Below are 26,873 nucleotides of genomic sequence, written 5' to 3'. Positions count from 1 at the left end.
GATAGAGCGTGTCATGGTGAAGTCCTTGGGGTTGTTGCAGTGATTTGCGATGGGGTGATCTTCCCAAGCCGCGGCGGCTTTTGTGTGTCGGGAGCACGCAGGCTGTGTTGCAACTGCAATCTAGGGTGAAACCCTAGGTTTATGGTTTGCTATGATTTAAATAGCTACTGGCATAGGCGTTACCTACGCCAGAGGCCTAAAAGGCTTAAAAATATTTGCAGGCGGCTAGTGCCAGGCTACATGCTCAGCAGCGCGGGCTTGATCTCGACCACCCGCCCTTCGGCGTAGCTGCCGGCGTCCAGAATGTCGAAGGCGGCGCCCAGCAGGCCGCCATCGTCCTGGCGCACCATCCACAGCGGAAAGCTCAGGTAGGCGGCGAACGGGTCCCAGTCGTAGCAGCCAAAGGTGCAGCGGGCCAACTCAGCGGCGGGCAGAGTTTTCAGGAACAGGATCACCCCTTCCAACACCATCGTCGAGTTGATGAACAAGGCCCGGGGCAGGCCACCCAGGCGCAGGTACAGGGCTTTGATGGCCGCCTCGGCCCCACTGGACTCGTACCCACAGGCCTCGATCTGCCCCGGCTCCACCAGCCCGAACTGGGCCGTCAACGTGTCCGAAAACCCGTCAACACGCCGCCGCGTAGCGTAGTCGCTGGCCACGCCGCCCAAAAAGTACAGTTTGTTGCGCCGAGCGACCCGCTGCGGCGTGGAATGCAGCAGCAGGCAGGCGGTGAGTTGCTGCGCACCCCAGTAGTTGTCGCTGATGACCGAGCTGGCCAGCGTGCCCGGCAAGTCCACATTGACATGCGCTACGCCGTGGCTGGTGCACAGGCGGCTGACAGCATCCGGGTCGGTGGCACCCAGCACCATCAGCGATTCGATACGGTAAGAGATCAGCGCACTGGCGGTCTCCAGCTCCAGCGCCGGGTCGCGCAGCGTGCTGACCACGATCGGGTACAGGCCGCGCGCCCGCGCCATCACTTCAAAAGTCTGCGCCATGGTGCCGAAAAACCGGCTGTTGTGCAGCGGAATCAGCATGCCGATCAGGCCGGATTTGCTGGTACGCAGGCCGCTGGCCTGGCGGTTCAAGGTGTACTGCTGCTCGGCCGCCAGTAGCTGCACTTTCTCTACCGTTTTGGCGGCGATGCGGCGCTCTTTCCAGGTCCCGTTGAGGATGGCGCTGACGGTAGAGGCCGACACATCGGCCAGCTTGGCCAGGTCGTAAATGGTGGATTTGCGGGTGGCCATGGGCGGTGCGGAGGATGCGCAGAACGCGCGAAATGGATGGCAGCACCAAGCATAACCTGCGGCCTGGCGACCCGGCATTTCGCAAAGCAACAAACAGTTACACAACCCTAGGGTAAATGCTGGGTGCAGTTTTTCTGGACTGCATAAGATTGCACCATCGATTGTGCAACTGCCCTAAATCGCCACTCTTTCACCCCATCGCACCAAGCCACGCCCATGACCTTCCCTGCACCCTCCGGTCCCTCTGCATCGACGCAATACGTCATCGGTGTCGATGTCGGCACCTAAAGCACCAAGGCCGTGCTGGTGCGCGCCGATGGCCACATCAAAGCCACGCACAGCCTGAGCTACCAGGTCGAAACCCCCGCACCGCTGTGGGCGCAGCAGTGGCCCAGCGTCTGGATGGATGCGGTAGTTGCATGCATAAAAGGGGTGCTAGCGCAGGCAAAACCTACACAAGGCGCTATCAAAAGCATATGTATAAGCAGTTTGTACGGCGGCTCGGGTATCCCGGTAGATGCGGATGGCAAAGCCCTCTACCCCTGCCTGATCTGGATGGACCGCCGCGCCCAGGCGCAGGTGGACTGGGTGCGCAACAACGTCGATCTGGAGCGCCTGTTTGACATCACCGGCAACGGTGTGGACAGCTACTACGGCTACACCAAGATGCTCTGGCTGCGCGACAACGAGCCGGCGGTGTGGGTGCACACCGCGCAGTTTCTGCCACCCAACAGCTTCATCAACGCCGCGCTCACCGGCCAGGTGGCGGTGGACCACAGCTCGGCCGGCAATATCGGCGGCGTGTACGACCTGAAGAACCGCTGCTGGTCCGACGAGGCGCTGGCCATGCTGGGCATTCCGCGCCGCATGATGCCGGACCGTTTGGTTGCGTCCAGCGATGTGGTCGGCCCGCTGCTGCCCCATTGGGCCGAAGCGCTGGGCCTGCCCGTGGGCCTGCCGGTGGTGGCCGGGGGTGTGGATGCCGCCGTGGCCACCCTGGCCGCCGGAGCCACCCAAACCGGTAACCACGTCGGCATGATCGGCACCAGCATGGCCTGGGGCACGATTCGCCAGCAGGTGGATGCACGCCACGGCCTGATCAGCATGCCGCATGTGTTCAACGGCATGGAAGACCTGTACGTGTCTGGCGGCGCCATCACCGCCGGGGCCAGTGTGAGCTGGTTCCGCGAGAACTTTTGCCAGGCCGAGATCGCCGCCGGGCGGGCCCAGGGCGTGGACCCGCATGTGCTGCTCGAAGCCGCCGCCAGCGGCTTGCCCAGCGGCTCGGATGCCCTACTGTTTTTGCCCTACCTGATGGGCGAGCGCAGCCCCCTGTGGGATGCCAAGGCCAGCGGTGCCTTCATCGGCCTGGGCCTGCACCATGGCCGCGCCCACCTGTACCGCGCCGTGCTGGAGGGCATTGCCTACGCGCTGCACCACAACATCGAAACCGGCACGCTGGACGGCCATCCGCTGGACGAAGCCATCACCATCGTCGGCGGGGCCAGCCAGTCGGACCTGTGGATGCAGATCATTGCCGACGTGACTGGCCGCCCGGTGTTCACCATCGCCGAAGAGGTCGAAGCCTCGCTGGGGGCCGCGCAGCTGGCGGCTTACGGTGTGGGCCTGATCGATGCCGCCACGGTGCGCAAGGGCTGGGTGCAACTCACGGCCCGCGCCCAGCCACAGGAGCCCGCCCGCAGCACCTACGCCGCCCTGTTTCAACTGTATGTGGCGCTGTACCCCACGCTAAAGCCGGTGATGCACCAGCTGCGCCAGATCAGTGTGGACACGGCCGCCGCAGGCATTCTTTCGCCATGAAGCGCAATCGATGGTGCCAACCCTCCATCCACGATCCACTAAACCGATGGCATCTGAGCTTTTAAGTTTCCCGTTCCCGTTGTACCAACCCTAAAGAGACAAGCATGAAAAAATTCGTTTTATCCACCCTCGCTATCGCTGCTTTGGCGTGCGGTGTCACTACCGCCCAGGCGCAAATCGCTAAACCGATCAAGATCGGTGTGACCTTCCAGGAGCTGAACAACCCCTATTTCGTGCTAATGAAAGCATCGGTAGAAGAGATGGCGGCCAGCATTGGTGCCACAGTGGTAGTGACCGATGCCCGCCACGACGTCACCAAGCAAATCAGCGATGTGGAAGACATGATCCAGAAGAAGATCGACATCCTGATCCTGAACCCGACCGACTCCTCGGGCGTGCAGTCGGCGGTGAAGGCGGCCAAAGCGGCCGGCATTGTGGTGGTGGCGGTGGATGCGAATGCCCTCGGCCCAGTGGATTCGTTCATTGGCTCCAAAAACACCGATGCAGGGCGCATCTCTTGCGACTACCTGGCTAAGAGCATTGGTGAAAAAGGCGATGTGGCGATTCTGGACGGCATCCCTGTGATCCCAATTCTGGAGCGCGTCAAGGGCTGCCGCGAGTCGCTGGCCAAGTACCCTGGCATCAAGATCGTCAGCGTACAAAACGGCAAGCAAGAGCGCGCTTTTGCCCTGACCGTGACCGAAAACATCTTGCAAGCCAACAAGAACCTCAAGGGCATCTTCAGCGTCAACGACGGTGGTGCGATGGGTGCGTTGTCCGCCATTGAAACCAGCGGCAAAGATGTCAAGCTGACCAGCGTAGACGGTGCCCCCGAAGTCATCAAGGCGATGCAAAAGCCCGGCTCCAAACTGGTGGCCACCGCAGCCCAGTTCCCGCGTGACCAGATCCGCATCGCGCTGGGCATTGCCCTGGCCAAGAAATGGGGTGCGAATGTGCCATCGACCATCCCCGTCGATGTCAAGCTGATCGATGCCGAAGGCGCAAAGACCTTTAGCTGGTAACCCCCAACCGTTCCCCGCCTGGCGGGGAACGTCTCAGGAACCACCACCATGAACACCGAAATATTGCGCCTCGAAGGCGTGTCCAAGGGCTTCCCCGGCGTCAAAGCGCTGCAAGGAATCAATCTGTCGATACGCCAAGGTGAAGTGCACGCTTTGCTGGGCGAAAACGGCGCAGGCAAATCTACGCTGATGAAGATCCTGTGCGGCATCTACCAGGCGGACGAGGGGCGCATCTTTATCGACGGCCAGGAGCGCAAGTTCGCCGGCTACTTTGATGCCATCGCTGCGGGGGTCGGCATCATTTTTCAGGAATTCAGCCTGATTCCCTATCTCACGGCGGCAGAAAACATCTTTTTGGGCCGCTTTAAAACCAACGGCCTCGGGCTAATGCGCAAAGCCGAGATGCGCCAGGCCGCGCAGGCCCAGTTTGCCGAGCTGGGGGTGCATATTGACGTGGACGTGCCGGTGCATAAATTGTCGGTGGCGCAGCAGCAGTTTGTCGAAATCGGCAAAGCGCTGTCGCTCAAAGCCCGCATTCTGGTGCTCGATGAACCGACCGCCACGCTCACTCCCGGCGTGGCCGAGCACCTGTTCAAGATCATGCGAGAGCTGCGTGCCAAAGGCGTGGCCATGATTTTTATCTCGCACCACCTGGACGAGATTTTCGAGATTTGTGACCGCGTCAGCGTGCTGCGCGACGGTGCCAATGCCGGCCATGTGGATGTGGCCGACACCGATGTGCATGCGCTGGTGGAGATGATGGTGGGGCGCAAGATTGAAAACAACTTTCCGCCCAAACCCCACCCTGCTCCGCGTGGCCGCAAGGTGCTGGACGTGCAAAGCATCCAACTGGTCAAAGATGGGCCGGTGAATAAATTTGATCTCTACGAAGGCGAGATCCTGGGCTTTGCCGGTTTGGTCGGCTCGGGCCGCACCGAGCTGGCGCTGGGCATGATGGGTGCCGACCCCGTGCACCAAAAAACCGTGCTGCTGGACGGCAAACCCACCACCTTGAAAACCCCCACCCAGGCATTGGCCGAGGGCATAGGCTTGCTGCCAGAAAGCCGCAAAGTCCAGGGGTTGATCACCAGCTTTTCGATCCGCTTCAACATCTCGATGAACAACCTGGGCAAATACCTCAAGGGCGGGCTGGTCCAGCAAGCGGCCGAACGCAAGTCCGCTACCGAATTGGCCAAACTGGTGGGTGTGAAAGCCCCCAGCGTCGAGGCCATAGTGGGTACCTTGTCGGGGGGCAACCAGCAAAAAGTGGTAATTGCCCGCTGGTTGAACCACGAATGCAAAGTGCTGATCTTTGACGAACCCACGCGCGGCATCGACGTGGGGGCCAAGGCCGAAATCTACCAACTCATGCGCGAGCTGACCCAGCGCGGCAAGTCCATCATCATGGTTTCGAGCGAGCTGCCCGAAATCGTGGGCATGTGCGACCGTGTTGCGGTGTTTTCTGGTGGGTCCATTGTGGCCACGCTGGACGGCGCTTCCATCAATTCCGGCGACATCATGCGCCAGGCAACCAAAGGGGTCACAGCATGACTACCAGCACACTTCCCGCCGTCACCACCCCGCCGCGTAGCAGCCTGTTCGCCGCCGTGCGCAAGTCCAGCGCTTTCTTGCCGCTGGTCGGGCTGATCGGCATTTCGGTTTTCATGGCGCTCGCAACCGACAACTTTTTGTCCGTGGCCAACCTGCAAAACATCGTCTTGCAGTCGTCCATCAACGCCATCATTGCGGTGGGCATGACCGCCGCCATCCTGACCGGCGGCATCGACCTGTCGGTAGGTGCGGTGGTGGCCCTGTCGGGCACCTTGTGCGCCGGGCTGATGGTGCACTACGGTCTGGGCATTCCTGCCGCCGTCTTTTTGGGCATCGTGGTCGGCATCGTGTTTGGCCTGTTCAACGGCTACTGCGTGGCCTACCTGCGCATGCCGCCCATCATCGTGACCCTGGCCACCATGGGTATTGCCCGCGGTATTGCGCTGATCTACACCGGAGGTTACCCCGTGGACGGTCTGCCGGACGCGTTTGCGTTTTTGGGCGGCGGCGTGGTGGCGGGCATCAAGACCCCGATTGTCATCATGCTCATCACCTACCTGGGAGCCTATGTGCTGCTGAACCTGGCCCCGTTTGGCCGCTATGTGTATGCCATTGGCGGCAACGAAGAAGCCACCCGCCTCTCGGGCGTCAGCGTGGCCCGCTACAAGCTGCTGGTCAATGCGCTGAGTGGCTTGACCGCCGCCGTTGCCGGCATCGTGCAAGCCGCCCGCGTCACCAGCGGCCAGCCCGGCGTAGGCGTGGGTTTTGAGCTGGATGCCATCGCCGCCGTGGTGATGGGCGGCACCTCGATTGCCGGGGGGCGCGGAGCCATCATCGGCACCCTGGTCGGCGCGCTACTGCTGGGTGTGTTGAACAACGGGCTCAACATGATTGGCGTATCGCCCTACATGCAACTCATCATCAAAGGTGGCATCGTGCTGCTCGCCATCTTTATCAGCCGCGAATCGAAACGTTAATTTACCAGCCACAGGAGAACCACCATGACCTACCAACGACTTCAAACCAACCCCAGCGGGGCCATCCAACAACTCGCCATGCAGGCCGTGGTCTGCCACGGCCCGCTGGACTACCGTCTGGAAACCGTAGAACGCCCCACACCTGGCCTGCGCGAGCTGGTGATCAGCATTGCGGCCTGCGGTATCTGTGCCTCTGACTGCAAGTGCTACGGCGGTGCCGCGATGTTCTGGGGCAAAGACGGCGTGGGCGCTTACGTCAAGCCGCCCGTCATCCCCGGCCATGAATTCTTTGGCTATGTAGAAGCGCTGGGCGAGGGCGCAGCCGAACACTTTGGCGTAGAAAAAGGCGACCGCGTGATCGCCGAGCAAATCGTGCCCTGCGACAAGTGCCGCTTTTGCACCACCGGCAAGTACTGGATGTGCGAGGTGCACAACATTTTTGGCTTCCAGCGCGTCGTGGCCGATGGCGGCATGGCCGACTACATGCGCCTGCCTTCCACCTCGCGGGTGCACAAGATCCCTGACGGTATTTCGCTCAACGACGCAGCCATCATCGAACCGCTGTCGTGCGCCATCCACACCGTGAACCGGGGCGACATCCAGCTCGATGACGTGGTGGTGATCGCCGGTGCTGGGCCGCTGGGTTTGATGATGGCCCAGATCGCCCACCTGAAAACGCCCAAGAAGCTGGTGGTGATTGACCTGGTGCCCGAGCGCCTGGCGCTGGCCAAAAAGTTCGGTGCCGACGTGGTCATCAACCCCAAGACCGAGGACGCCAATGCCATCGTCAAGGCGCTGACCGGTGGCTACGGTTGCGACGTGTACATCGAGACCACCGGTGCCCCCATCGGCGTGACGCAAGGCCTGGAAATGATCCGCAAGCTGGGCCGCTTTGTCGAGTTCAGCGTGTTCGGCTCGGAAACCAGTGCCGACTGGTCCATCATCGGCGACCGCAAAGAGCTGGATGTGCGCGGTGCCCATCTGGGTCCGTACTGCTACCCCATCGCTATCGATTTGCTGGCACGCGGTCTGGTCACCAGCGAAGGCATCGTTACCCACAGCTTCCCGCTGACCGACTGGGACCAGGCCATCGCGCTAGCGAACTCGCTGGACTCGATCAAAGTGCTGTTGCAGCCGGTACCCGCCACCCTATGAACACATCGTTTACTGCCGCCTACGACCTGACTGGCCAGGTGGCGCTGCTGACCGGTGCGTCCGGTGGCATCGGCACCGCGGTGGCCGAGCTGTTTGCCGAACGCGGCTGCCGCCTGGTGCTGGTAGACCGCAACCCCGCGGGTGCGGCCCTGGCCGCGCGCCTGGGGCCGCAGCACATCCACCTCACGGCCGATGCCAGCGACGAGGTCTCGGTGTGTGCGGCGGTGGCGCAGGCCATCGCGCAGGCCGGACGCATTGACATTCTGGTCAACAACGCGGGCATTGCTGTGCTAGCCAAGGCCGAGGACACCACCACGGCGCAGTGGGACCAGGTGATGGACATCAACCTGCGGGGCTGCTTTTTGTACGCCCGCGAGGTGGGGCGGCACATGCTGGTGCGCGGTTACGGCCGCATCATCAACATGGCCTCACAGGCCGCCACCGTGGGGCTGGAGCAGCATCTGGCCTACTGCACCAGCAAGGCCGGGCTGCTGGGCATGACGCGGGTGCTGGCGCTGGAGTGGTCGGCCCACGGCATCACCACCAACGCGATTTCGCCCACCGTGGTGGAAACCGAACTGGGTCGCAAGGCCTGGGCCGGTGAAGCCGGGGTTGCGTTCAAAAAGAAGATTCCCACCGGGCGGTTTGCGCAACCCGAGGAAGTGGCCCATGCCACGCTATACCTTGCCAGTGGCGCGTCAGGCATGCTGAACGGGATGAATCTGGCACTGGACGGCGGCTACACGGCTATTTAACTGTCGGCGGTATCCCAACTATCGTCGTCCCCACCCGCCACCACCTTGCGCACGGCATCGCCCGAGAAGCCACGCGCCAGCAAAAACCGCTGCTGCTTGCCCCGGGCGGCGGCGTCCAGCGGCGGGCTGCCGAACTTCTTGCGCCAGACTTCGCGGGCGCGGGCCAGTTCGGTGTCTTGCAGGCTGGCCACGGCATCCAGCACCATGCCGGGGTCCAGCCCTTTACTTTGCAGCTCTTGCCGGATGCGGGCCGTGCCCAGCTTGGCAGACCGGCGGTACAGCACTGAATCCACCACCCGCTGCTCGTTGATGAAGCCCTTGGCCTGGAGTTCGTCCAGCGCCTGGGCCAGCGCGCCGGGCACCTCCTCGAAAGCGATGAGCTTGCGCTCCAGCTCGGCGCGCGAATGTTCGCGGCCACTGAGCAGGCGCAGGGCCCGGCCCTTGAGGCTGATAGGTGCCAGACCTTTGGACGGTGAAAAAGCCATTTGCTATTTTATTTGTAGCTTCTAGCGTAGGTACTACCTGCGCTAGAGCCCTATTTAAGCCTCAACTTTGGCTTTTTTGCTTTCCTTGGCAGGCTCGGCGGCGACGATGATCAGCGGGATGCCCAGCGACTCGCGCACTTTGTTTTCGATCTCGGTGGACAGGCCGGGGTTCTCGCGCAGAAACTCACGCGCGTTGTCGCGGCCCTGGCCGATTTTTTCACCCTGGTAGGCGTACCAGGCTCCCGACTTTTCGATGACCTTGGCCTCCACGCCCATGTCGATGATTTCGCCGTGGCGGCTGATGCCCTCGCCGAACAAAATATCGAACTCGGCCGTCTTGAACGGGGGTGCCACCTTGTTCTTCACCACTTTGACCTTGGTCTCGTTGCCGATCGCGTCGTCGCCCTTTTTGATGGTGCCGGTGCGGCGGATGTCCAGGCGCACTGAGGCGTAGAACTTCAGCGCGTTGCCGCCGGTGGTGGTTTCGGGCGAGCCGAACATCACGCCGATCTTCATGCGGATCTGGTTGATGAAGATGACCATGCAGTTGGCCTTCTTGATGTGGGCGGTGAGCTTGCGCAGCGCCTGGCTCATCAAACGGGCTTGCAGGCCGGGCAGGCTGTCGCCCATTTCGCCTTCCAGCTCGGCCTTGGGCGTGAGGGCGGCCACCGAGTCGATCACGATCAGATCGACCGCGCCGGAGCGCACCAGCGAATCCACAATTTCCAGGGCCTGCTCACCGGTGTCGGGCTGGCTGATCAGCATTTCCTGCAGATTCACACCCAGGTTTTGGGCGTACTGGGTGTCGAGCGCGTGCTCGGCATCCACAAAGGCGCAGGTGCCGCCGAGCTTTTGCATTTCGGCGATGACTTGCAGGGTCAGCGTGGTCTTGCCGCTGGACTCGGGGCCGTAGATTTCGATGACGCGACCACGGGGCAGACCGCCGACGCCCAGGGCAATGTCCAGACCCAGCGAGCCGGTGGATACGACCTGGATGTCTTCAATGACTTCGCCTTCGCCCAGCCGCATGATGGTGCCCTTGCCGAACTGTTTTTCGATCTGTGCCAGCGCGGCCTGCAAGGCCTTGGCTTTTTCGGCCAGCGCGGCGGGGGTGGGGGCGACGGGAGGGGCTTTAAGAACGGCGTTCATGCTGCGGGTCTTTCAAAAAAAGGGTGGCTGGGTTGCCTGCGGTTAACTACAGACTGGATGCTTGAACAGTAGTTTACGGCGACCCATAAGTTCTGCAATAGATTTTTTAGTCAGTTTGACTTACTATCTAAAGATGCTGGAAATCACTGCTGAACAAGGTTGGCGCGAAACCCATCTGGGCCGCTTGATGGCCGCTGCGCTGCGCCGCTTCGATGCCCGCGTGCTGGAGCTGATGGCCCGCAACGTGGACGTGCCCTTGGCCCTGGGCAACTTGGCGGCGCGGGCGCAGGTGGGTGCGGCGCACATCCACATCACCCGGCATTTGCCGCTGCAGGGCGCGCGCCTCACCGAACTGGCCACGCAGGCGGGCATGAGCAAACAGGCCATGGGCGACCTGGTGGACCAGTGCGCGGCCTGGGGCATGGTGGCGCGCGAACCCGACCCGTTGGACGCGCGGGCGCGCCGGGTGGTGTTTACCGCGACCGGGCTGGCTTGGCTCAAGGCCTTTCAGGATGCGGTAGCCCAAGCCGAAGACGAGTTCCACCAGGCCGTCGGCCCCGAGGTGGCCACCGTGGTGGCACTCGGGCTGGAGGCCTACGCGACATAATCGCGAAAAAAGTAGGAGACACGATGCGTATCTTGATTGCGGAAGACGACCAGGTTTTAGCCGACGGCCTGTTGCGCGGCCTGCGCGCCTCGGGTGCGGCGGTAGACCACGTGGCCAGTGGCACCGAGGCCGATGCCGCGCTGCTGACCAACCGCGAATTTGACCTGCTGATTCTCGACCTGGGCCTGCCCAAGATGCACGGCCTGGAGGTGCTCAAGCGTCTGCGCGCCCGCGGATCGTCGCTGCCGGTGCTGATTTTGACGGCGGCCGACAGCGTGGAAGAGCGCGTCAAGGGCCTGGACTACGGGGCTGACGACTACATGGCCAAACCGTTTTCGCTGCAAGAACTGGAGGCCCGGGTGCGTGCCCTGGCCCGGCGCGGCGCGGGCGGGGCCAGCAGCAGCATCCAGCACGGCCCCCTGCTGTACGACCACGCCGGACGCATGGCCAGCATCGACGGCAAGACGCTGGAGCTGTCGGCCCGCGAACTGGGCCTGCTGGAAGTGCTGCTGCAGCGTGTGGGGCGGCTGGTGAGCAAAGAGCAATTGATCGAGCGCCTGTGCGAATGGGGCGAAGAGGTCAGCGTCAACGCCATCGAGGTCTACATCTACCGCCTGCGCAAGAAGATTGAAAAAGGCCCGATCCGCATTGCCACGGTGCGCGGGCTGGGCTATTGTCTGGAAAAGATTGCGCCGTAATGCCGGGCGCTGGACAGCGCGGCGTTTAGTTTTTATAATCGGCACCATGACATCGATAAACAAAGCATTGATCCTCTAGACACCTTCCGACCATTCGGAAGGCGCTGTGCCTTGCCGCAACGAACTCCCCACCCCGGCAAAGATTTTTGTGCGGGGTTTTTTGTTTTTTGAAGCCTGAAAGTTCTTATGCGTACCTATGACAAGCTGATCGCCACGATTCATCCGCACCAGTGGATGGTGGGCTTGCGCTCGTCCATTGGTGCGGCATCCATTGCGCAAGACAGAACTCCCTAGTACCGGGATTTTTCATCGGCCTCACTTTTTTGTGGAGGCCTTTAAGAACCCTGGTCGGCCAACGTGCAGACCAGGGTTTTTGTCTTTAAGGAACATCGTATGAACACGAACACACATGCGCGGCAACTGCGCAACATCGGCATCATCGCCCACGTCGACGCGGGCAAAACCACGGTCAGTGAACGCATTTTGTTCACCACCGGCGAGATCCACCGTACCGGTGAAGTGCACGACGGCAACACGACCATGGACTACGACCCGCAGGAGCGGGCGCGCGGCATCACCATCAACAGTGCCGCCACCACCGTGGCCTGGCGCGGCCACCAGATCAACCTGATCGACACGCCCGGCCACATCGACTTCAACATCGAGGTGAGCCGCTCGCTGCGCGTGCTGGACGGCGCAGTGGTGGTGTTCGATGGCGTGGCCGGGGTGGAGCCGCAGACCGAGACCAACTGGCGCCTGGCCGACGGCTACGGCGTGCCGCGCATTGCACTGGTCAACAAGCTGGACCGCACCGGGGCTGACTTTGCCCGCGTGGTGGCGATGATTACCGAGCGCCTGGCGGTGACCCCGCTGGTGCTGCACCTGCCCATCGGCCAAGAGGCCGGGTTTGCAGGCGTGGTCGATCTGCTCAGCATGCAGGCCCTGTACTGGCCGCCCAACGACCGGGGCCAGCCCACGCTGACGCGCGCCGCCGTGCCCGCCGAGCTGCAGGCCGCCGCCGAAGCCGCCCGCCGCAGCCTGGTGGAGCTGGCCGTGGAGCAAGACGACGCGGCCCTGACCGCCTACCTGGACGGCCAAACCGTGCCTGACGACGTGCTGCGCGCCTGCATCCGCAAGGGCACGCTGGCAGGGGCCTTTGTGCCCGTGCTGGCCGGTGCCGCGCTGAAGAACAAGGGCATCGAGCCCCTGCTCGACGCGGTGGTGGACTACCTGCCCGCCCCCGAAGACCGTCCGCTGGCACTGCCACCGGGTGATGGCTTTGCCGCGCTGGTCTTCAAGGTGGTGCACGACGAGCACGGCACGCTGAGCTACCTGCGCGTCTACCGCGGCGAAGCCCATGCGGGCACCCCGGTGCTGAACACCCACACCGGCCAGCGCGAGCGCCTGTCGCGGGTGGTGCAAATGCACGCCGACCGTCGCGAAGAACTGGCCTTGGCCCAGGCGGGCGACATCGTGGCCGTGGCCGGGCTGAAGCACAGCAAGACCGGCCACACGCTGAGCGACCCGGCCCAGCCCGTGGTGCTGGAGGAAATCCACGCGCCCGAACCGGTGCTGGCCATGGCCGTGGAGCCGCATTCGCGCGACGACCAGGACAGCTTCTCGCGCGGCCTGCACACGCTGGTGGACGAAGACCCCAGCCTGCGCCTGGGCCAGGACAGCGACACCGGCCAGACCCTGTTGTCGGGCGTGGGCGAGCTGCAACTGGAAGTGACGCTGGAAAAGCTGCGCAGCCGCTTCGGCGTCACCGTGCGCACCGGGCCGCCGCAAGTGGCCCTGCGCGAAACCATCGCCCATGCAGTCCAAGTGCGCTATCTGCACAAAAAGCAGAGCGGTGGCCCCGGCCAGTACGCCGAAGTGGTGATGCGCGTGGAGCCCCTGGAGCGTGGCGCGGGCCTGCAGTTTGAAAGCGCCATCACCGGCGGGACGGTACCCAAGGAATTCATCCCCAGCGTGGAGCAAGGCGTGCGCCGTGCCGCCCTGGCGGGTGTGCTGGCGGGCCACCCGGTGACGGATGTGCGGGTGGTGCTCGAAGACGGCAGCTTCCACGAAAAAGACTCGTCCACGCTGGCGTTTGAGGTGGCGGGCCTGCAGGCCTTCATGCAAGCCCAGCGCGAAGCCGGGCTGATGCTGCTGGAGCCGGTGATGGCGGTGGAAGTAACCACGCCCATGGACCATGTGGGCGATGTGATCGGCGACCTGAACCGCCGCCGTGGCCAGGTGCGCCACCAGGACCAGCGCGGCAACGCGGCCGTGGTGCAGGCCATGGTGCCGCTGCAGACGCTGTTTGGCTACATCGGCAGCCTGCGCGCCCTGACGGCGGGCCGCGCCAGCTACACCATGCAGCTAGACCACTACGCGGTGGCACCGCGGCAAGGCTGAATGGCCGCCTGAAAAGGGTGAACCTCGGGTTCGCCCTTTTTTATAAGAAATCTGTGCCTTGTGCATATGGGAACAGCACAAGCAGCTATAAAAACAGAAGCATCTTTTTCAAGACCGCACCCCACCCTTTTTCCGCAGAATATTGCCGTACAGCCGGGTTTCGCCGGTCGCCACCACAGCGGATGCCTGGGCGGTGCGGGCGTACAAGGGCACAGCGCTCTAGCGGCAGTACCGACAACACGGTATCCAGCACGTGCGTGGCATCCACGCCCGGCAGTTTCCCAGTCGTTTGGCGTTGGTGTTGGTCGGAATACCAGGGCCATTCACCCGCTGCTGACTTTTCCATACCGATTCCCGTCCAGTCTAGAAGCCATGTAAATTATTACCAATTGGTAACAAAAAATAACTTCGGTAACTATTTGAAATGTATAGTTGAAATCTTTGTTGAAGCAATGTTCCATGTCTGATGCTTATTCCAGTGGTCACCAGCGTGTATCGCAGATCCCATCCCAAGCTCTGCTGGGCGATAAAGTAATGTTGGCGGCGATTGCACTAAGTGCAATCGCCGCAGTGGTTTTGGGCTTCCAGTTTGTCGATGCTGGGCTGGCGGTGGGCGCGTCGCTGCTGTTGCTGCTGGTGGGCGGGCTGGCCTACGCCACCTGCAAGGGGACCATGGCCTCGCGGTTGGCGCTGGCGTTTGTCCAGGTATCGCTGGTGGCCCTGCACATCCAGCTGGCGCGCGGCATGATCGAGCTGCACTTTGGCGTGTTCGTCACGCTGGCGCTGCTGCTGGTTTACCTGGACTGGATTCCGATTGTCTTTGGGGCGGCCCTGTTTGCGGTGCACCATGTGTTGTTTGACCGGCTGCAGGCGGCAGGTCTGGGCTTTTACTGCACCACCGCACCCGACTTTCTGCGCATCCTGCTGCACGCCACCTACGTGGTGATCCAGACCGCGCTCGAAGTGGTGCTGGCCTTGGGCATGGGCCGCGCCGCGCTGCAGGGCGAAGAACTGGTCGAACTGGTGGGCGGCGTAGACCGGGCCGATGGCATTGCATTGGGCGTGGCCCATGTCAAGGTCATAACCCCGGTGGCGCTGGCCCTGCAAGCGGCGCTGGCACGGATGGACGGAGCGGTATCTGCGGTGCGCGGCTCTACCACCAACATCGAAACCGCCTGCGGTGAAATCGCTACCGGCAACCAGGACCTGAGCGTACGTACCGAGCAGACCGCCAGTAACCTGCAGCGCACCGCCAGCCGCATGGAGGCACTGACCAGCACCGTCAAACAGTCGGCCGATGCGGCGCACCAGGCCAACCAGCTCGCCGCCTCGGCCGCCGCCGTGGCGGCCCGCGGCGGCGCGGTGGTGGGGGAGGTGGTGGCCACCATGGACGAGATCAACCACAGCTCGAAAAAGATCGCCGACATCATTGGTGTGATCGACGGCATTGCCTTTCAGACCAACATTTTGGCGCTCAACGCCGCCGTGGAAGCCGCGCGCGCGGGTGAGCAAGGACGGGGCTTTGCGGTGGTGGCCAGCGAGGTGCGGTCCCTGGCTGGGCGCAGCGCCGAAGCCGCCAAAGAGATCAAGGCGCTGATCAGTACATCGGTCGAAAAAGTGGATTCTGGCTCGCGGCTGGTGCACAACGCTGGCAGCACCATGACCGAAATCGTCCACTCGGTGAAGCGGGTCAGTGACATCATCGGTGACATCACTACAGCTTCGTTCGAGCAATCAGACGGCATCGCCGAGGTCAACCAGGCCATCGCTCAGCTGGACCAGATGACCCAGCAAAACGCCGCGCTGGTCGAACAGTCTGCAGCCGCTGCCGAGAGCCTGCGCGACCAAGCCCAGAGACTGGTAGGCGCGGTAGAGGTATTCCGAACGGCCTAAGCTGTGCAGGTTGATTTTTCAGCAAACCGCCAGGAACGCTCTAGTCTCTGCCCCCGTACTAGACCCCAACAAGTGCTAGCTAGCCCACTCTATTGAAGCCCGGGACGGCGGTAGTGCAGGCAATGGTGCCGCTGCGGATGCTGTCCGGCTATACCGGCAAGCGGTAGTGCGCAGCTGATGGAATAAGCGGACCCGGCGGGTCCGCTTGTTTTAGCCCTCCAGACGGCGCTGGGTTGCCTCGTCAAACACATGCACCCGTGCCGGATCGATGGCCAGGGTGATGTTGTCGCCGGGTTTGACCAGCAGGCGGTCGTGCACCAGCGCCTGCACCGGTTGGCCCTGGGCTTCGCAGGTCAGCAAGGTGTCGGCACCGCTGAATTCGACCACCTTGACCTCGCAGGGGATGCCGGTGGCTTCGCCGGCCGGGCGCACCTGTAGGTGCTCTGGGCGCAGGCCCAGCAGCACGCGCCGGCTGCCCTGACTGGCAAACGTATGCTGCAGCTGAATTTGACCACCAAAATCGGCTGTGGCCCATATATTATCTGCGCTAGCAGCTACTATATTCATAGCAGGTGAGCCAATGAAGGTGGCGACGAAGCTGTTGCACGGGCTGTCGTACAGCGCGGCGGGCGTGCCAATTTGCTCGACCTTGCCGTCGCGCAGTACGATGATGCGATCGGCCATGGTCATGGCCTCGATCTGGTCGTGGGTGACGTAGATCGAAGTGGTCTTCAGGCGCTGGTGCAGCGCACGGATCTCGGTGCGCATCTGCACGCGCAACTTTGCATCCAGGTTGCTCAGCGGCTCGTCGAACAAAAACACCTGCGGATCGCGCACCATGGCCCGGCCCATGGCCACGCGCTGGCGCTGGCCGCCGGAGAGCTGGCGCGGCAGCCGGTCCAGCATCTTGTCCAGGCCCAGCATCTTGGCCGCACCGGCCACCTTGCTGGCGATGGTGCCGGGCGGCGTGCCCGCAATCATCAGGCCGAAGCCCATGTTGTCTTGCACCGTCATGTGCGGGTACAGCGCGTAGGTCTGGAACACCATGGACACGCCGCGCTCTTTGGGCGGCAAATCGTTGACCAGCTTGTCGCCTATGCGGATCTGGCCCGCGTCGGGCGCATCCAGCCCGGCCAGCATGCGCAGCAGGGTGGATTTGCCGCAGCCGCTGGGGCCGACGAAGACGGCAAATTCGCCGTCGCCGATGGCGATGTCCACACCGCGGATGACTTGCGTGTTGGCAAAGGATTTTTCGATGCCGGTAAGGGTGACGGATGCCATGGATTTTTATGCTCTGAATAAGGGGTTAGCCACCTTTGACGCCACCTGCTGTGAGGCCGCCAACGATTTCTTTCTGGATGAGTAGCGTGAGGATCAGTACCGGCAAAGTCACCAGCAAGGCCGCCGCCGCCAGCGGACCCCAGGCAATCTGCTCGAAGGTCAGCACGTTGTAGATGGCGACCGGCAGGGTGCGGGTTTCGCGCCCGGCCAGCACCGCGCCGAAGATGAAGTTGTTCCACGAGAAGATGAAAGCCAGGATGCCAGCCACCGTGATGCCGGGCCGGGCCAACGGCAGCGCAATGTGGCGAAACCGCTGCCAAGGCGAGCAACCGTCGACCACCGCCGCCTCTTCCAACTCCATCGGCAGGGTCTCGAAATAACCCGAAACGATGTAGACCATGATGGGCACGGTGATCACCAGGTGGGTGATGATCACCGGTGCCAACGTACCCGTCAGCCCCAGCGCCTGGAATAGCGTGAACAGCGGAATCAGGAAGCTGATGGCCGGGGTCATGCGGGCGATCAAAATCACCATCAGCAGCTTGCGTGCCTTCAGCCGGGCCACGCCGTAACCCGCAGGCACGCCGATCAGCAAGGCCACCACGGTGGCCGTGCCCGAGACCATGATGCTGTTGAGCAGGTACTGGAAGAACGGCCCGCTGTCGAACACTTTGACGAAATTCGCCAGCGTGGGCGGGCTGGGAATGAAGATCGGCGGATAGGCCAGGTTGTCGACTTCGTTCTTGAAGGCCAGCGACAGCATCCAGACAAAGAAGCTGATGGCGGGTGACACCAGCAGGAATACGCAGACACCCAGCAATAGCTTGTCGCGCAAGCTGTCACGAAACTTATTCATAGTATTTTGAGCGCTCGCGCAGCCAAAAGAGCAACATAGATAGAGCCACCACCAGTACAAAAAACACCACCACCACGGCCGACGACTTGCCGATCTGGTAGAACGAAAACGCTTGCAGGTACAGGTAGATGTTGATGGTCTCGGTGGAGGTGCCGGGGCCGCCCTGGGTGATGACGTAGATGGTGTCAAAAGTCTTCAGCGCATCGATCAGCCGCACCACGGCTGCCACCAGAATGAAGGGCATCAGCAGCGGCCGTGTCACGTAGCGGAAGGTCTGCCAGCGGCTGGCTCCCTCCATGTACGCGGCTTCGAACGGGTCGGTGGGCAAAGAGGCCAGGCCCCCCAGCACGATCAACATCACCAGCGGTGTCCACTGCCACACGTCCACCATCACCAGGCACAAAATGGCCAGCTTGGGTGAATACACCCACTCGCTGGGACCAATGCCCACCAGCGACAGCAGGTAGTTCAAAACCCCTTGCTGCGGATGGAACATCATCACCCAGACCAGCGCAATCGCCACCGGCGTGGCCATCATCGGCAGCACAAAAGCGCCGCGCCAGAAACCGCGCCAGGCGAACTGCTGGTTGAACACCAGCGCGGCCGCAGTACCCAGCACCAGAGGGGCGACCACCGCCAGCGTGGTGAAGATCAGCGTGTGGGCGATCGACTCCAGGAAGCGTGTATTGGTCAGCAGATCGGCGTAGTTGCCCAGACCGGCAAACGTAGCTTTGGAGCCAATCTTCCAGTCGAACAGGCTCATCCACAGCGTAAACATCCAGGGGAAGACGATCACGCAGGTGATGACCACCACGGCGGGCAAAATAAACCACAAAAAAGGCGACGGCTTTCGCATGCCAACAAGCTCCCAGCACCCGGGGTGGGGCGCGCATGAAGAAAAAAACCGGCCTGCACAGACGCGCAAGCCGCCCGGCCCATCAGTCGGCTTTGGCCAGCACCGGGGCAAATTCGGCCGTAGCCTTTTTCAGCTCGGCTGCCACATCGCCGCCGCTGAGCATGTTGTTCAGCGCGATGCCGAACACGTCGCGGAACTCGTTGACCGGCTCGATGATGGGCAGGCCGGGGCGGGCGATCTTGAGCGAGCCCGCAACGGTGGTCAGCCATTCGGGCGGCACCTTGAGGCTGGCGATGGCCTCGGCATTGGAGTAGGCCGACAAGCGCACCGGCGCACCCGAGCCGGTGGCCAGCATGCGGGCCTGCATGGCCTTGCTGGTGGCCCACATGATGTAGTACCAGGCCGGACCCTTCTTGGTGGAATAGGCCGAGACACCAATGCCATCGCCAAAGGTCTGCGAGACCTGCAGCTTGGGGCCGGGCGGCTGCACGCCGTAGCCGACCTTGCCCACCACCTTGGACTTGGCCGGGTCTTCCAGCGGCGGCGCAAAGCCACAGCCGTCCAGCCACATCGCTGCCTTGCCTTGCAGAAACAGGCTTTGCGCCTCGTTCCAGTTATAGCCCGCCACACCGGCCGGGCCGGTGTTTTTCAACAGGTCGCGGTACATGGTGGCGGCGGCCAGGGCTTCTGGCGATTCGGTGGCCAGCTTGCCCGAGGCATCGAAAAACTGGCCGCCAAAACCGAGCAGGAAGCCGCTCCACAGCGGCACGTTGGCGTTCTTCAGGCCGCGGCCCACAAACCCGACGATCCCGTTGGCCGGGTCGTGCAGCTTTTTGGCGGCGTTGACGATGTCGGCATAGCTCTTGGGATAGGCAATGCCCTTGGCGGCGAACAGTTCCTTGTTCCAGTACAGGATCCAGGGATCCAGGTTGAGCGGCAGGCTGTCGATGCGGCCATCGGACTGGGTGGCGTAGAACATGCCGCCTGCGGAATAGTCCTTGGCATCGAAGTCGGGCGGTGCGCCGCTGGCCATCAGGGTGCGCAGGTCTTCCATCCACTTGCCCTTGGCGAACTGGCGCTTTTGCACGTGGTAGCTCAGGTGCACCACGTCGAAACTGGTTTTGCCAGAGTTGAATTCAATCACCGTCTTCTGGCGCGACTGCTGCTCGGGCACCTGCTCGGCACCGACCTTGATGCCGGTCATGTCCTCAAACTCTTTCTGGTTCTTTTGCAGCAGCTCGCCGCGCGGGCTTTTGATCAGATGGACTTCGATGCTCTGGCCGCTGTAGCGCTTCCAGTCAAAAGCGGCCTGGGCCTGGGCGGCTGGCAAACTGGCGAATGCCGTCGCACCGGCGGCGGCCTGCAAGACCGTACGGCGGGGAATGGAACGGGTCATGGTGTTGTCTCCTGATTTTTTGTTTTACAAGGTTGCCGCGTTCTGGCCTAGCGCACGGTACGCCAAGCGCACGGCCTGCGCCTCGGTGTTATCCAGCGGCGTCAGCGGCGCGCGCACATTCAGCCAGGTGTCGTCACCGGTCTGCTCGGCCAGCGCGGTCTTGTAGGCGCTGACGAAGGGCATATTCGGCAGCAGGCTCAGCAGCTTCAGCAGATCGAGTACCAGCGCTTCGTCGGCCGCCGTCACGGCCTCCGGGTTGCGCATCACGCGGATGAGCAAATGCGGCGCTAGATTCGACAAGCCATTGATCGAGCCGGGGCTGCCAGCGCGCATGGCCGTCGCGACATGCGCTTCCGAGCCGACCAGAATCGCCAGCTTGGGAAAGGCCTTGATGATCGCCAGCGAATGCGCCAGATCGCCCGCACTGTCCTTGAAACCGGCGACCTGCTGCGGATGCAGCCGCACCAGTTCGGCCACCGTCGCGTGCGTGAATGTCACATTGCTCAGCGAAGGGAAGTGGTACAGCAGCACGCGCAAATCGTCGGAACCGATACCCTGGATCACCTGGCTGACGGCGGCCACTACGCCCGCATCGCGCGGGTGGTTAAAGAAGAACGGGGGCATCAGCAGCTGCCGGGTGCAGCCCAGCGCAATCGCATGGCGGCCCAGTTCGATCGCCTCGGCCAACGCGCAAGCCGAGATGGTGACCACGATCTGGTCGGGCCGCACGCCGCTGGCCAGCACGGCCTCCAGCACGCTCTTGCGCTCGGCCACGCTGAACGACAGGCCTTCGCCGGTGGTGCCGAACAGGGTCACACCGTCGCAACCTGCATCCAACAAGCGCCGCACATGCGCCAGGGTGCGCGGCAGGTCGAGCTGTCCGCTGGCATCAAACGGCATCAACAGGGCGGGCCAAAGGCCCTCAATAGCGTGTGTCAAAAGGTGCTCCTGAACGTTGGTTATCGGGGTTAAAGGGGATAAGGGGGTTATGGGGACGGAATCGGATCGGCGGTCAGCACCCGATTCCGGGCGCTGTCCAGGTGAGCTTCCAGCAACTGCACCGCCGCTGTGGCGTCGCGCTGCTGCAGCGCGGCGATAAAGCGCAGATGCTCTTGCATGGCGGGGATCAGCCGGGCGGGCGTGATGACGCTTTGCTCCAGCTTGATCAGCCGCACGCGCAGGCTGTTGACGCGGTAGATCTCGGAAATGATTTCATTGCCCAGCGCATCGACGATGCGGTCGTGCAGGCCCCAGTCCACTGCCTGCGCATCGTCCAGCAGCGTGGTATCGGGCTGCTCTGCACTGGCGCGCTGCAGGATGTCCTGGTGGCTGGCGGTGATCGTCTCCAGCTCGGCGGCGCTGACGCTGGTGGCGAAATGCCGCACGGCTTCGCGCTCGATCAGGCTGCGCACCTGGAAGGCATTGCGCACCAGCTTCAAGTCCACATGGGCAATTTGCAGGCCGCGTTGGGGCACGGTTTTCACCAGCCCGCCGGCTTCCAGGCGCGGAATCATCTCGCGCACGGCACCCAGCGGCATATCCAGCAGCGTCATCAGCTCGCGCTGCGAGACAAACTGGCCGGGCCGGATGTTGCCGCTGAGGATTTGCTGGGTAAAGCCCTGGTAGGCGCGGGCGCGCTGGCTGGCGGGCTCGCGGCGCGCCGGGGCCGCCGCTGGCGCGGCGGTGGTCCTGGCAGCGCGCTTGGCCGTGGTGTTCACGACCGCACCACACCTTTTTTCAGCACGATATTGCCGTACAGCCGGGTTTCGCCCGTGGCCACGATGGCAAAGGCCTGGGCCGCGCGCGCATAGAACGCGTGCCGCTCCAGCGAAGACGGGGCGCGTTCTCCGTGACTTTGCAAGATCTGGGTGAAATCTTGCACCGCCTCGGGTACCGCACTGGCATCGCCCACCACCTGCATGGTGAAGGCCGCATCGGGCACAAACTCATCCAGTGGTAGCAGCGAGAGCACGGCATCCAGCACGCGGGTCACATCCAAGCCGGGCAGGTGGACCAGCCGTTTGGCATGGGTTGCGGCGGGGAAGTTGGCATCGGCCAAGACGATTTCATCGCCATGCCCCATAGACGCCAGCACGTGGAGCAGGTCGGGCGACAGCAGGGGCGAAATATTTTTGAGCATCTTGAAAAGCGGCTATTAATTTTTAATCACTGACATGTTAGTGAGATTAAACAGCCATGAAAGCCGCGTCAAGAGGGCTGTCCCTCGCTTAGGCTTATTTAAAATGGGTACTCGGTAGCCGGTGGGCAAAGATCGCCCACGCCATACAGGTATTCGAACGGCGTAAGCTGTTGGAACTTTGGCGGGGCATCCATCCCGCCCCCTTTTTCAGGAAACCGCCATGAACGCCCGCGTCCCTGCATCCGCACTCGATCCGCAACAAGTGCTGGCCCATGCCACCCAGGCCTGGGACGGCGACATCGTCCGCCAACTCAGCGACTACATCGCCATTCCTGCCAAGTCGCCCGCCTATGACGCGGCCTGGTCCGAGCACGGCTATATTGACACGGTAATGTGCAACGCGGCGGCCTGGGTCGAGGCGCAAAAAGTCGAGGGTCTGACGCTGGAAGTGATCCGGCTGGAAGGCCGCACCCCGGTGCTGTACTTTGAAGTGCCCGCCAGCCAGACCGACTGCCGCCAGACCGTGCTGATGTACGGCCACCTGGACAAGCAACCCGAATTTACCGGCTGGCGCAACGACCTCGGCCCCTGGACCCCCAAATACGAGGACGGCAAGCTGTATGGCCGGGGCGGTGCCGACGACGGCTATGCCGTCTACGCCAGCATCACCGCCGTGCAGGCGCTGAAAGCGCAAAAAGTGCCGCACCCACGCATCGTCGGCCTGATCGAAACCTGCGAAGAAAGCGGGTCCTATGACCTGCTGCCCTACGTGGATGCCATGCGCGACAAGCTGGGTGAGGTGGCGCTGGTGGTCTGCATGGATTCCGGCGCGGGCAACTACGACCAACTGTGGCTGACCAACAGCCTGCGCGGCCTGGCCAATGGCGTGTTGAAGGTGGAGGTGCTGACCGAGGGCGTGCACTCTGGCGATGCCAGCGGGCTGGTGCCGTCGAGCTTTCGCATCATGCGCCAGGTGCTGGACCGTCTGGAAGACAGCGCCACCGGCCGCCTGCTGCCCGCCAGCTTCCACTGCGAAGTGCCGGCCGACCGTCTGTTGCAGGCCCGTGCCACGGCGGCGATTTTGGGCGATGAAATCTACAAGCGCTTTCCCTGGGCGCATTACGACTGCGGCGGCGCCAGCACCCTGTGCCTGCCCACCACCACCGAGCCGGTACAGGCCCTGCTGAACCGCACCTGGGCCCCTACGCTCAGCGTCACCGGGGCCGAGGGCCTGCCGGAGCTGAAAAACGCCGGTGCCGTGCTGCGCCCCTATACCGCTTTCAAGCTGTCATTGCGCCTGCCACCACTGGTGGACGCAGTCCAAGCTGTGCAAGAACTCAAAACCCTGCTGGAAGACAACGCCCCCTACCAGGCCCGCGTGACCTTCCAGCCCGACGGTGCCGCCACCGGCTGGAACGCCCCCAGCACCGCGCCGTGGTTTGAAACCGCGCTGCACGCCGCCTCGCAGGCCCAGTTCGGCGCGCCCTGCGGCTACATCGGCCAGGGCGGCACGATTCCGCTGATGAACATGCTGTCCCAGGGCTTCCCCAAGGCGCAGATGATGGTGTGTGGCGTGTTGGGCCCCAAGAGCAACGCCCACGGCCCGAACGAGTTTTTGCACGTGCCCTACGCCAAGAAGCTCACCGCCGCGGTGGCCCAGGTGATTGCCAGCTTCCCGATGCACGCAGACGCGAACTAAGCCGCCCAAAAAAAAGCCACTTTTTTAGATAAAAAGTGGCTTTTGTGTAAGTATTACCTACGCTAGACGCTATGCTTTTTGTAGTAACCCACCCAGCATGCCAAACAGGTCGCTGCTGTCGCCCAAACCGGCTTGGGGAGCTTGGCCTGCGGGGGTGAGGTGGTCTACCAGGCCTGGCAGCACCTGGGCCAGCTGGCCTGCGGCTTCACCGGGGTTCAGGCCCAGCTTGGCGGCAATGCCGGCCAGTGCGTCCGAACCCAGCACATTGCCCAGTTGGTCGCCCGAGATCGGCTGGTTTTGGCCGCCGCCGACCCAGGAACCCAGCACATCGCCCAGACCCGCCTGGCCAAATTTCTCAGCCAAACCGCCCAGGCCGCCCTGGCCGCCGTTGTTGCTCAGCATGCCCGTCACCACCTGGATCAGTTGTGGGTTGCTGGCCAGCATGCCGATGATGCCGCCCAAACCACCGCCCAAGCCGCCGAGGCCGCCTTGGGGTTGCGCCTGTTGTTGGCCGTTGTTCAAAACCGCGCCGAGAACCGAGTCGAGTAAGCCCATGGTGTTTCCTTGGTAAGTAGAGAAAAAATACGTTGCAGCCACCCGCAACGCTGGCTACAACCTGCTGGTTGACGGCACATTGTCTACTATCTAAAAGTCAAACTAGATGCGTGACAATTCGCACATTCTGACGAACACCACCATGCACACTCTTTCCCCTTGGCAAGCCAACGGCTTGCTATTTCTCGCCGCTCTGATTTGGGGTTCGGCCTTTGTCCCGCAGGCCTGGGGCGCGGTGGATGTGGCTCCGTTTCTGTTCACCGGCCTGCGTTTTGCGCTGGGCACGCTGGTCGTAGCACCGTTGGCCTGGTGGGAATGGCGGCAGCGTAGCGTGGCCCAAAAAGCCGCCGGGCCGGGCCATTTGCTGCCGGTGGCAGGGCTGGGTTTTTTGATTTTTGCAGGGGTGGTGATGCAGCAGATCGGCATTGGCCAGACCAGCGTGACCAACGCCGGGGTGCTGACCGCGCTGTACGTGCCGCTCACCCCGTTGCTGGCCTGGGCGCTGTTGCGGCACCGGCCGGCATGGCGGGTGTGGCCTGCAGCATTGGCGTGCGTGGTGGGCACCTGGCTGCTGGCCGGGGGCGGTAGCCTGTCGATCGCGCGCGGTGATTGGTGGATCATGGGCAGCAGCCTGTTCTGGGCTTTGCACGTGCTGCTGGTGGGCCGGGTGTCACGCCATAGCAGCGGGCCGTTTGTGCTGTCGCTGGTGCAGTTTGCGGTGTGCGCAGTGGCCAGCCTGTCGGTGGCGGCGGTGGCCGAGCCCTGGGTGTTGGACAAGCTGGTCAAGTCTGCCGCCAGCATTGCTTACACCGGTTTTGTGTCGGTGGGCCTGGGCTATACGCTGCAGGTGCTGGGCCAGCGCCATGCCAACGCCAGCCACGCAGCCATTATTTTGTTTAGCGAAACGCTGTTTGCCGCCCTGTTTGGTGCCATGCTGATGGGCGACCGATTGAACGCCGCCGGGCTGGCCGGCTGCGGCCTGATCCTGGCCAGCATCGTGCTGGTGCAGATCAGGCCCAAACCTCTTTAGTGGATCACCTGTGCCAGCAGGCCGTCGGCGTAGTGGCCTGCCACCACCTGCAGGGTGTGGCCCTTGACACCAGTGGCTTGGCCTTCGCAACCGAACTCTAAAAAGCGCTGTTTACAGAGCTTTTTGGCGGCTTCGCGGGCCGGCTTGAGGTAGTCGCGGGGATCGAACTTCTCGGGGTTTTCGACGAAGAATTTGCGGATTGCGCCGGTCATGGCCAGGCGCACATCGGTGTCGATGTTGATCTTGCGCACGCCGTGCTTGATGGCTTCCTGGATCTCTTCGATTGGTACGCCGTAGGTTTCCTTCATGTCGCCACCGTGCTCGCGGATGATGGCCAGCAGCTCTTGTGGCACGCTGGAGCTGCCGTGCAGCACCAGGTGGGTGCTGGGGATGCGCAAGTGGATTTCCTTGATGCGCTGGATCGCCAGGATGTCGCTGGTGGGCTTGCGGGTGAACTTGTACGCGCCGTGGCTGGTGCCGATGGCGATGGCCAGTGCGTCGATCTGGGTGCGCTGGACGAATTCGGCAGCCTGCTCGGGGTCGGTCAGCATCTGCGCCATGGTCATGATGTCGTCGGTGCCGTGGCCGTCTTCCTTGTCGCCCTGCATGGTTTCTAGCGAGCCCAGGCAGCCGAGTTCGCCCTCTACCGTCACGCCAACGCGGTGCGCCAACTCGACCACTTTGCGCGTGACTTCGACGTTGTAGTCAAAGCTGGCGATGGTTTTGCCATCGGACTGCAAGGAGCCATCCATCATCACCGAGCTGAAGCCCAGGTTGATCGCGCCCTGGCAGACTTCGGGGCTTTGGCCGTGGTCCTGGTGCATGACCAGTGGGATGTGCGGCCAGGTCTCAATCGCGGCCTGGATCAAATGCTTGATGAAGGGCTCGCCCGCGTACTTGCGTGCGCCTGCGCTGGCCTGCAGGATGACCGGAGCGCCCACCTCGTCGGCGGCTTGCATGACGGCCTGGACTTGCTCCAGGTTGTTGACATTGAAGGACGGGATGCCATAGCCGTTAATGGCGGCATGGTCCAGCAGTTCGCGCATAGAGACGAGTGCCATGGTGGTGGTTCCAAAGAGTAAAAAATCGGGGCAAAGCGGGCCCAAACCAGATTGCGGAGGCAAGACCTCCGTTTTGGTAACCGCTTGGTAACTCTGCCAATTCTAGCGCTGCGCCCAAGGAGGCGTAGACGCAAAAGGCAGGCCATCCTGCGGGCGCAGCTTTGTAACGATTTGTTTGGGTGTGCTCTGGGCACCACAGTGCAGAGAAAACCGGCGGATGCCGGACGCTGGCCACCTGT

At 62.8% G+C, this 26,873-nt stretch carries 25 protein-coding genes; 12 read left to right on the top strand and 13 right to left on the bottom strand.

Annotated elements, in window-relative coordinates; all coding sequences use genetic code 11:
- Nucleotides 1-236 precede the first annotated feature (236 nt).
- Nucleotides 237-1,247: a LacI family DNA-binding transcriptional regulator gene (locus Q0T48_RS07550; protein ID WP_295954595.1), complete on the bottom strand. Its 1,011-nt coding sequence runs from the start codon at nucleotides 1,245-1,247 to the stop codon at nucleotides 237-239.
- A 300-nt stretch (nucleotides 1,248-1,547) separates the two neighbouring features.
- Here Q0T48_RS07550 and Q0T48_RS07545 point away from each other — a divergent pair, with 300 nt between their 5' ends.
- The 6 genes from Q0T48_RS07545 to Q0T48_RS07520 all read left to right on the top strand — a co-directional run bounded on the left by Q0T48_RS07545 (nucleotide 1,548) and on the right by Q0T48_RS07520 (nucleotide 8,528).
- Nucleotides 1,548-3,068, top strand: coding sequence for an FGGY-family carbohydrate kinase (locus tag Q0T48_RS07545; RefSeq protein ID WP_295954591.1), 1,521 nt, complete (start codon nucleotides 1,548-1,550; stop codon nucleotides 3,066-3,068).
- A gap of 104 nt (nucleotides 3,069-3,172) precedes the next feature.
- Entirely contained in the window at nucleotides 3,173-4,090 is a 918-nt protein-coding gene (locus Q0T48_RS07540; RefSeq protein WP_295954588.1) for an ABC transporter substrate-binding protein, read from the top strand.
- 48 nt (nucleotides 4,091-4,138) lie between these two features.
- Nucleotides 4,139-5,641 carry a sugar ABC transporter ATP-binding protein gene (locus tag Q0T48_RS07535; RefSeq protein ID WP_295954585.1) on the top strand — a complete coding sequence of 501 codons (1,503 nt, stop codon included), beginning with the start codon at nucleotides 4,139-4,141 and terminating at the stop codon, nucleotides 5,639-5,641.
- Nucleotides 5,638-6,618, top strand: coding sequence for an ABC transporter permease (locus Q0T48_RS07530; protein ID WP_295954581.1), 981 nt, complete (start codon nucleotides 5,638-5,640; stop codon nucleotides 6,616-6,618). The genes Q0T48_RS07535 and Q0T48_RS07530 overlap by 4 nt, the downstream gene beginning before the upstream one ends.
- Nucleotides 6,619-6,642: 24 nt before the next feature.
- Nucleotides 6,643-7,773, top strand: coding sequence for an alcohol dehydrogenase catalytic domain-containing protein (locus tag Q0T48_RS07525; protein ID WP_295954578.1), 1,131 nt, complete (start codon nucleotides 6,643-6,645; stop codon nucleotides 7,771-7,773).
- Nucleotides 7,770-8,528, top strand: a complete 759-nt coding sequence (locus tag Q0T48_RS07520) for a GolD/DthD family dehydrogenase (RefSeq protein ID WP_295954575.1) — start codon at nucleotides 7,770-7,772, stop codon at nucleotides 8,526-8,528. The genes Q0T48_RS07525 and Q0T48_RS07520 overlap by 4 nt, the downstream gene beginning before the upstream one ends.
- On the opposite strand, the gene recX is transcribed toward Q0T48_RS07520, so the two are convergent.
- Together recX and recA are read right to left on the bottom strand one after the other, a co-directional pair.
- Nucleotides 8,525-9,013, bottom strand: coding sequence for a recombination regulator RecX (gene recX, locus Q0T48_RS07515; protein ID WP_295954573.1), 489 nt, complete (start codon nucleotides 9,011-9,013; stop codon nucleotides 8,525-8,527). The two genes, Q0T48_RS07520 and recX, sit on opposite strands and share 4 nt — an antisense overlap.
- 54 nt (nucleotides 9,014-9,067) lie before the next feature.
- Nucleotides 9,068-10,162 (bottom strand): recombinase RecA, encoded by a 1,095-nt coding sequence (recA, locus tag Q0T48_RS07510; RefSeq protein ID WP_295954570.1) that lies wholly within the window; start codon nucleotides 10,160-10,162, stop codon nucleotides 9,068-9,070.
- A gap of 133 nt (nucleotides 10,163-10,295) precedes the next feature.
- Here recA and Q0T48_RS07505 point away from each other — a divergent pair, with 133 nt between their 5' ends.
- The 3 genes from Q0T48_RS07505 (at nucleotide 10,296) to fusA (ending at nucleotide 13,867) form a co-directional block, all read left to right on the top strand.
- Nucleotides 10,296-10,769, top strand: a complete 474-nt coding sequence (locus tag Q0T48_RS07505; RefSeq protein WP_295954568.1) for a MarR family transcriptional regulator — start codon at nucleotides 10,296-10,298, stop codon at nucleotides 10,767-10,769.
- A 23-nt stretch (nucleotides 10,770-10,792) separates the two neighbouring features.
- Nucleotides 10,793-11,467, top strand: a complete 675-nt coding sequence (locus Q0T48_RS07500; protein WP_295954565.1) for a response regulator transcription factor — start codon at nucleotides 10,793-10,795, stop codon at nucleotides 11,465-11,467.
- Between the two features lie 393 nt (nucleotides 11,468-11,860).
- Nucleotides 11,861-13,867, top strand: coding sequence for an elongation factor G (gene fusA, locus Q0T48_RS07495; protein ID WP_295954561.1), 2,007 nt, complete (start codon nucleotides 11,861-11,863; stop codon nucleotides 13,865-13,867).
- A 108-nt stretch (nucleotides 13,868-13,975) separates the two neighbouring features.
- Here fusA and Q0T48_RS22045 read toward each other — a convergent pair whose 3' ends face one another.
- Nucleotides 13,976-14,080, bottom strand: coding sequence for an RbsD/FucU domain-containing protein (locus tag Q0T48_RS22045; protein WP_366887943.1), 105 nt, complete (start codon nucleotides 14,078-14,080; stop codon nucleotides 13,976-13,978).
- 246 nt (nucleotides 14,081-14,326) lie between these two features.
- Here Q0T48_RS22045 and Q0T48_RS07490 point away from each other — a divergent pair, with 246 nt between their 5' ends.
- Nucleotides 14,327-15,760 carry a methyl-accepting chemotaxis protein gene (locus Q0T48_RS07490; protein ID WP_295954558.1) on the top strand — a complete coding sequence of 478 codons (1,434 nt, stop codon included), beginning with the start codon at nucleotides 14,327-14,329 and terminating at the stop codon, nucleotides 15,758-15,760.
- Between the two features lie 210 nt (nucleotides 15,761-15,970).
- Here the strand turns inward: Q0T48_RS07490 and ugpC are convergent, their stop codons facing one another.
- The 7 genes from ugpC to Q0T48_RS07455 all read right to left on the bottom strand — a co-directional run bounded on the left by ugpC (nucleotide 15,971) and on the right by Q0T48_RS07455 (nucleotide 22,289).
- Nucleotides 15,971-17,041 (bottom strand): sn-glycerol-3-phosphate ABC transporter ATP-binding protein UgpC, encoded by a 1,071-nt coding sequence (ugpC, locus tag Q0T48_RS07485; protein WP_295954555.1) that lies wholly within the window; start codon nucleotides 17,039-17,041, stop codon nucleotides 15,971-15,973.
- Between the two features lie 25 nt (nucleotides 17,042-17,066).
- Entirely contained in the window at nucleotides 17,067-17,897 is an 831-nt protein-coding gene (locus Q0T48_RS07480; protein WP_295954550.1) for a carbohydrate ABC transporter permease, read from the bottom strand.
- Nucleotides 17,890-18,753, bottom strand: a complete 864-nt coding sequence (locus tag Q0T48_RS07475) for a sugar ABC transporter permease (protein ID WP_295954548.1) — start codon at nucleotides 18,751-18,753, stop codon at nucleotides 17,890-17,892. Before Q0T48_RS07475 ends, Q0T48_RS07480 begins: the two co-directional genes overlap by 8 nt.
- Before the next feature lie 82 nt (nucleotides 18,754-18,835).
- Nucleotides 18,836-20,149 carry a sugar ABC transporter substrate-binding protein gene (locus Q0T48_RS07470; protein ID WP_295954547.1) on the bottom strand — a complete coding sequence of 438 codons (1,314 nt, stop codon included), beginning with the start codon at nucleotides 20,147-20,149 and terminating at the stop codon, nucleotides 18,836-18,838.
- 24 nt (nucleotides 20,150-20,173) lie between these two features.
- Complete coding sequence (locus Q0T48_RS07465; protein ID WP_295954544.1) at nucleotides 20,174-21,088, bottom strand: dihydrodipicolinate synthase family protein; 915 nt, start codon at nucleotides 21,086-21,088, stop codon at nucleotides 20,174-20,176.
- A 47-nt stretch (nucleotides 21,089-21,135) separates the two neighbouring features.
- A complete protein-coding gene (locus Q0T48_RS07460; protein WP_295954541.1) occupies nucleotides 21,136-21,867 on the bottom strand; it encodes a GntR family transcriptional regulator in 732 nt (243 codons plus the stop codon).
- On the bottom strand, nucleotides 21,864-22,289 hold the full coding sequence (locus tag Q0T48_RS07455) for an RbsD/FucU domain-containing protein (protein WP_295954539.1): 426 nt from the start codon (nucleotides 22,287-22,289) through the stop codon (nucleotides 21,864-21,866). Before Q0T48_RS07455 ends, Q0T48_RS07460 begins: the two co-directional genes overlap by 4 nt.
- Before the next feature lie 220 nt (nucleotides 22,290-22,509).
- Here Q0T48_RS07455 and Q0T48_RS07450 point away from each other — a divergent pair, with 220 nt between their 5' ends.
- The gene (locus Q0T48_RS07450) at nucleotides 22,510-23,988 is read left to right on the top strand and encodes a M20 family metallopeptidase (protein WP_295954536.1); all 1,479 of its coding nucleotides are present in this window, start codon (nucleotides 22,510-22,512) and stop codon (nucleotides 23,986-23,988) included.
- Nucleotides 23,989-24,057: 69 nt separating this feature from the next.
- Here the strand turns inward: Q0T48_RS07450 and Q0T48_RS07445 are convergent, their stop codons facing one another.
- Entirely contained in the window at nucleotides 24,058-24,543 is a 486-nt protein-coding gene (locus tag Q0T48_RS07445) for a YidB family protein (RefSeq protein ID WP_295954534.1), read from the bottom strand.
- A gap of 142 nt (nucleotides 24,544-24,685) precedes the next feature.
- On the opposite strand from Q0T48_RS07445, the gene Q0T48_RS07440 reads away from it, so the two are divergent.
- Nucleotides 24,686-25,573, top strand: a complete 888-nt coding sequence (locus tag Q0T48_RS07440; RefSeq protein ID WP_295954531.1) for a DMT family transporter — start codon at nucleotides 24,686-24,688, stop codon at nucleotides 25,571-25,573.
- On the opposite strand, the gene fba is transcribed toward Q0T48_RS07440, so the two are convergent.
- Nucleotides 25,570-26,634, bottom strand: coding sequence for a class II fructose-bisphosphate aldolase (gene fba, locus Q0T48_RS07435; protein WP_295954529.1), 1,065 nt, complete (start codon nucleotides 26,632-26,634; stop codon nucleotides 25,570-25,572). The genes Q0T48_RS07440 and fba overlap by 4 nt on opposite strands.
- Nucleotides 26,635-26,873 lie beyond the last annotated feature (239 nt).

The organism is Rhodoferax sp., assembly GCF_025354435.1.
Taxonomy (GTDB): domain Bacteria; phylum Pseudomonadota; class Gammaproteobacteria; order Burkholderiales; family Burkholderiaceae_C; genus Rhodoferax_B.
Note: the sequence above shows the minus strand (reverse complement) of the source record. Positions and strands in the feature narration are given on the sequence as shown.